Here is a 5,391-nt window from a genome sequence, read left to right as displayed (position 1 = left end):
GAACGCGATCGACCTGCTTTCGCTCGTCATGCTCGAAGGCTACGAGCGCTCGGCGCATCAGTACCGCGCCCTGCTCGCGCAGGCAGGCTTCGAAGTTCGCGCGGTGCACGCCCCGCCGCTGCCGGCTACCCGCACCGAAAGCGCGATCGAGGCGGTGGCTGTCTGAACTCCCCGCCTAGACTCCCCTGCCCCAGGCTCCCCCGCCCCAGACTCCCCGCCTAAACTCCCAGCAGCAGCGGCAATGGCAGTTCGTGCTCCGGATGCATCCGCAGCAGGGTGAATCCGGTGCCCGCGGCACCGTTCAGCAGTCCCGGAGCGGTCACCTCGGCGATCAGCGCGGCTGTTCGCGTCTCCTGTTGTAAGAGGTCGAGCAACCACGCGTCGGGCCGTTCACGGCTCGGAACCGTTGAGACGAGACACTCCCACATCCCGGCCGCGCCATGGCACAGCGACCGGCCGTCGGACCGGCGCCCCGAAGCCAATATCTCAGCGCACTGATGGGCCGCGTCGGCATACGCCTTCGCGTTCTCGCCGACGACCGCGGCCAGATCGCTCGCGGCCAGCCCGATCCCGGCGACGCCCCGGCACCAGCCCGGATCGCCGGCGGCCCGCTCGATCGCGGTTTGCGGATCGAAGATCTCGTCGGCGGCGGCACGCCAATGGTCGCGCTGCCGCTCGTCACCCGCGGCGCTCGCCGCGATCCGGCGCAGAGCCCAGCCAAGGCCTGCGCGGCCGTGCGCGAATCCGTCCTCCTGCTCGAAAGCCGTGTTCCGCTTGCGGTCTGCCGCGAGATCGGTGGCGGTGGCCGCGAGGGCGAGCCAGGCGTCGTCGCCGGTTGCGCCGGCCAAACCCAGTAGCGGCGTGATCGTCCCGGCCAAGCCCCCGGACCAGTCCGGCTTCCACGGGGCGTCAGGCGTACGCAGACCCACGCCGAGCATCCGTGCGCGCGCGACGGCGCGATCGAGCAGTGAGCGATCATCGAGCAGGCGCGAGAGCGTGGTCCAGGTCCACACCTGTCCCGCGAGCCCTATCAGGGCACCGATCCGGTGCGATCGGCGCCGGTCCTCCGCGGCACGCAAAGCGGCCAGCGCCCCCGGTAGCAGGTCACTGATTCCATCGATGTGGTCGGCGCGGCCGGCCCCGGCCTCGTGGACGTAGCCGGCCAGGCACAGCGCCGGCCCCGCCTGGCCGCTGTGCAGATCGCACTCAAGCGCGCGGACGGCCCACCCCGACTCGTCGAGGACCGGGCCGATCCAGGTGACCGTGCCGTCCGCGCCGTGAATCGCCGTGTCGCGCAGCGTGCGCACCGCGTCGGCGGCGAGTCCCCGGCGCCGCTCTTCCATGGATGCCGACATTGACGCGGCCATCGACGCAGGCGTCTGAGCCGACAGCGTTCTCGTCCGGGGGATGCCGTCGCGAAACGCACCCGCGAGAGTGAAGCGGATCAGTCTCGCTTCCAGCTCCAGATCGGCCGTGCGCCAGTCGTCCACCGCCTCCGTCAGCTGCTGCGCATCGATCCGCGCCGTGTACACCGGGGTGTCGCCGACGAGCAGCTGCGCGATCTCCGAGTCGATGGTGGCTCGGTCGGCGGGTGCGATCGGGTTCGCCCGTGCGTGACCCAGCAACGCCGTCCGAGCATGTTCGATCGCTGCTGCCTCGTCGTGCAGCGCAGCAGGATGCCAGAGCATTCGGAGGATGTCACCGTAGACCTGTGTCGAGCGCACGACCCTGCGCACCTCGCAGCCGAGGAAGGGCGCCGTCACCGCGTCCAATCCGCCGTTCGCGTCGAGTTCGCGAAGGCGGGCACTGAGCTCCAGGAAGGCGGTGACGATGTGCTCCCAGAACCGCTCGGGCACTGGATCAGGGTTCGGATGGTTGCGGACCGCGGCGATGCGCGCCTCCCTGTTCACCAACCGCGCGCTGTCGGTCCCGCCGCCTGCGATCACCGGGGCGCTGAGCGCCGGCTGCTCGCCGGGGAGCCGGCCGACCGCCGAGACGTCGATCCCTGAGAGCAGGCCGACCCGCATCGGCAGTATTCCGGTGCGCACGACCGCCCGGCGCAGAGTCCTTGCCGCGGCGTCGGCGGCGCTCGCGGCGCTCGTCGTGCGAGCGGTCGGCAGCGCGTGCGCCGAGGGAGCCAGCATGGTCTCCGCATCCACGACGACCGGGACCGGGCCGCACGCCACGATGTTGTCCGCGTGCAGGTCGGTGCCGCCGATGAGCCGCATGACCGCGAGCCAACGGCCGAGGTTGGCGTAGAAGAGTTCTGTCTCGGCGTCGTCGGCGCAGTATCGGTGTTCGACGAACGAGGTCCAGCCGTAGCCGTCGCGCACGAGCGTTCGCGCGGTCCCGATACGCCCGGGTTCCGGCAGCAGCGTCGCGAGCGCCTCGTCGAGCGCCGCATCCACGGCGAGAGGCCGCGGCTTGTACATCAGCGCCCCGCCGTCGAATTCGAGACGTGAGACGGTTTGCCCGCCGCGGTGCGGATCGCCGGTGCCGAGCCTCAGGGAGCGTAGTTCGCCGAGCGGCCGCGGCGCCTGCCCGGATTCACGTTCGGGCTCGGATCTCGTCCCGGTCGTGGCTCCGGCGGCCAGCCGTTCCAGGTCGCCCTGGTCGGCGACGAGCCGTTCGGCGAGTATGCCGACGGCCTCGACGAGGTTGCGTCCGGCCGCGTCCATCCGGGTCAGCAATGTGGGATAACGCTGCGCGAGCCCGTCGCGGAAATCCGGGGTGGCGGCGAGGTCCATGAACGCGGACCAGCGTTCCTTCTCGTCGCCGCGGCCGAGTTCGCCGGCCAGCGACGCGGCGTGCAACTCCAGCAACAGCACGCGGCTGAGCCGCTGCTGCGTGAGTGCGAGCAGATGACTGCGGGCGTCTCGGTAGATCACCCAGGCCTGTGGCCCGGACAATCCCGCGACGCCCGCAACGCGCGTGCGCAGACGGTCGGTCAGCGCCGAGGCGATGGCCTCGGCGGGCTGAGCGAACCAACCGCCGGTGTCGTCGGCCCGGTCCCGCTGCGGTGCTGCCGATTGAACGCGCATCCCGCCAGCAGCTCCTTAGACCGGCCGTTCCAGTCGTGCCGTCCTCGCGGTCCGCGCCCGGTCACAGCCGGGCGGCGGGCTCCGGTCAGGCGGTGACGAACGAGTCGGCCGCCGTGATGAAGGCCTCGTTGGCGGTGACGTACATGTCGTTCGCGGTGACCAGGGAGTCGTTCGCGGTCACGAAGGCATCGGCGGTGATGAACTTCTCGGTGACGAACATGTCGTTCGTGACCAGGGAGTCGTTGGCCGTGACGTAGGCCTCGGCGGCCGTGATGAACTTCTCGGTGACGAACGAGTCGGCCGCCGTGATGAAGGCCTCGTTGGCGGTGACGTACATGTCGTTGGCAGTGACGAGGGAGTCGTTGGCGGTCACGTAGGCATCGGCGGTGATGAACATGTCGTTCGCCGTGACGAGGGAGTCGTTCGCGGTCACGAAGGCCTCGTTCGCCGTCACGAGGCTGTCCTTGGCGCTGCTGAAGGTCGCGCCGGCGAACATGGGACCGGCGGGGTTGGCCTCTCCATAGGCGCTGTGGGCGCCCTTAAGCCAGGCCGAAACAATCCGCTCGGATGCTGCGTTGGTCATCGCACTGCCTTTCCGCGGAAACCGGATCTCGGGAAACGGTGCTGTGTCTCGGAACGTCGTGCAGACGGAGCAAGCCCCACGGGAACCGTCCTTGCGGGATCTCCGCGCTTTCCGGCCGGGTCTCGGTCCGTGAGGGCGTGCGGGCCGAGCCGTTGACCATGGCCGTAGGCCGCGAAGGGCAATTTTATCAGCGCTCTGTTTACGGCGGAAGTGGACGAATCGCCCAGTGTGGCGCCGCCGCGGGAACCGGCGTTCCCGCGGCGGCGGTTCATCTGAACATTGATCAGCTCGGGGTTGATCAGAACGGTGATCAGAACGGTGATCGATCGGCGGCGCGGTTGATCAGATGACTGATCGGGCGCGTGGCCGATCGGCGATCAGCCGGCGGTGGCCAGCGCCTGGAGGCGGCTGTAGGCGCCGTTGAAGACGTCCTGGTCGCCGGGCTGGGAGCCGGAGCTGGCGTACTGCCAGAAGGTGTAGTAGCCCCAGCCGGCGGGCAGCGGGCCGCCGCCGCTGGCGGAGTAGTTGGCGATCCACAGCGGGTCGTACGCGGCGAAGCCGGAGTAGTTGCCGGTGCAGGTCGACCACCAGTCGGTGGTGCTGTAGATCACCGGGTACGCGTGCTCGCGGGCGGCGTATTCGTTCACGAAGTTCCAGACCCAGTTGACCATGCTCGACTGGGAGAAGCCGTAGCACTCCGAGCCGTACGGGTTGTACTCGATGTCCAGCGCGCCGGGCAGGGTCTTGCCGTCGGCGGACCAGCCGCCGCCGTGCGCGATGAAGTAGTCGGCTTGGGTGGTGCCGGAGGAGTTGTTCGGGATGGCGAAGTGGTACGAGCCGCGGATCAGCCCGGAGTTGTACGAGCCGTTGTACTGCTGGGCGAAGTACGGGTTCGTGTAGTACGTGCCCTCGGTCGCCTTGATGTAGACGAAGTCGATGTACGGCGCGACCGCGCCCCAGTTGATGTTGCCCTGGTAGCCGCTGATGTCGATGCCGGGTATCTGCGGCACCGTGGAGGCCGGGCGGACGATGTGCGCCGTGACGGCGGTGGACTCGTGCGCCGGGATGGTCGAGCCCATGTGGTCGAGCAGGGGATGGGTGATCTGCTCGGGGTTGACCGGCGTGGGGTAGTTGGTCGGCCGGACCGCGACGCGCTGGCCGGACGCGGTGGTCGCCCAGCTCCAGCCGCCGCTGCCGGAGGGCGGCGCCGCGCTGGCGCTGGCGGCCGGGATGGAGCCGATCAGCGCGCTGCCGAACAGTACGGACGCCGTCACCAGGACGGCGGCCCGGCGAGATGCGGTGTGGGTGGTCCGCATGTGTCCCATGTATGTCCTCACAGATTATTGTTCCGTAGGGGACGGATGTGTATCAGAATACTGTCAATATGGGTGATTCGTCCGCAAAGTTCGGGTAAAGAACTGATGCACTCTCGATACATGTCTCAACACACGTCTCCGCCGCGCAGTGCGCCCCGTGCGCCCCCGGCCACCTGCGCATACCAATCCAGCTGGTCGATGTCAATGTGGCTAGCGCCTAGGCTTTAGCCCGCACCGACGAGCATGTCAGGGTACTTTGTCCTGTTATCAGTGCCCTGCCAGGAGGTTCGTGATGAAGATGCGTACCTGCGCCCGGCTGCGCAGCCCGTTCGCGGCCTGGGAGCGGAACCAGGCGAACTGCGGCGAGCGGCCGTCGATGCCGCGCAGCGGATCGACCTGTAGGACGCCCGACACGACCGGGGTGTCGCCCGCCCGCACCGTGATCGGCGCC

At 69.0% G+C, this 5,391-nt stretch carries 4 protein-coding genes; all 4 read right to left on the bottom strand.

What is annotated here, in order from left to right; translation table 11 throughout:
• Window positions 1-218: 218 nt before the first annotated feature.
• The gene (locus VGS97_RS21300; RefSeq protein WP_326855377.1) at window positions 219-3,041 is read right to left on the bottom strand and encodes a type 2 lanthipeptide synthetase LanM family protein; all 2,823 of its coding nucleotides are present in this window, start codon (window positions 3,039-3,041) and stop codon (window positions 219-221) included.
• Between the two features lie 85 nt (window positions 3,042-3,126).
• On the bottom strand, window positions 3,127-3,624 hold the full coding sequence (locus tag VGS97_RS21295) for a DUF6229 family protein (protein WP_326855376.1): 498 nt from the start codon (window positions 3,622-3,624) through the stop codon (window positions 3,127-3,129).
• A 377-nt stretch (window positions 3,625-4,001) separates the two neighbouring features.
• Window positions 4,002-4,949 carry a lysozyme gene (locus VGS97_RS21290; RefSeq protein WP_414641778.1) on the bottom strand — a complete coding sequence of 316 codons (948 nt, stop codon included), beginning with the start codon at window positions 4,947-4,949 and terminating at the stop codon, window positions 4,002-4,004.
• Between the two features lie 258 nt (window positions 4,950-5,207).
• A partial coding sequence (locus tag VGS97_RS21285) for a hypothetical protein (RefSeq protein ID WP_326855374.1) occupies window positions 5,208-5,391 on the bottom strand: 184 nt, incomplete at its 5' end.

It is taken from the genome of Actinocrinis sp. (assembly GCF_035946395.1).
GTDB lineage: Bacteria > Actinomycetota > Actinomycetes > Streptomycetales > Catenulisporaceae > Actinocrinis.
The sequence above is the reverse complement of the archived record's forward strand: the minus strand, read 5'-3'. Positions and strand labels throughout refer to the sequence as shown.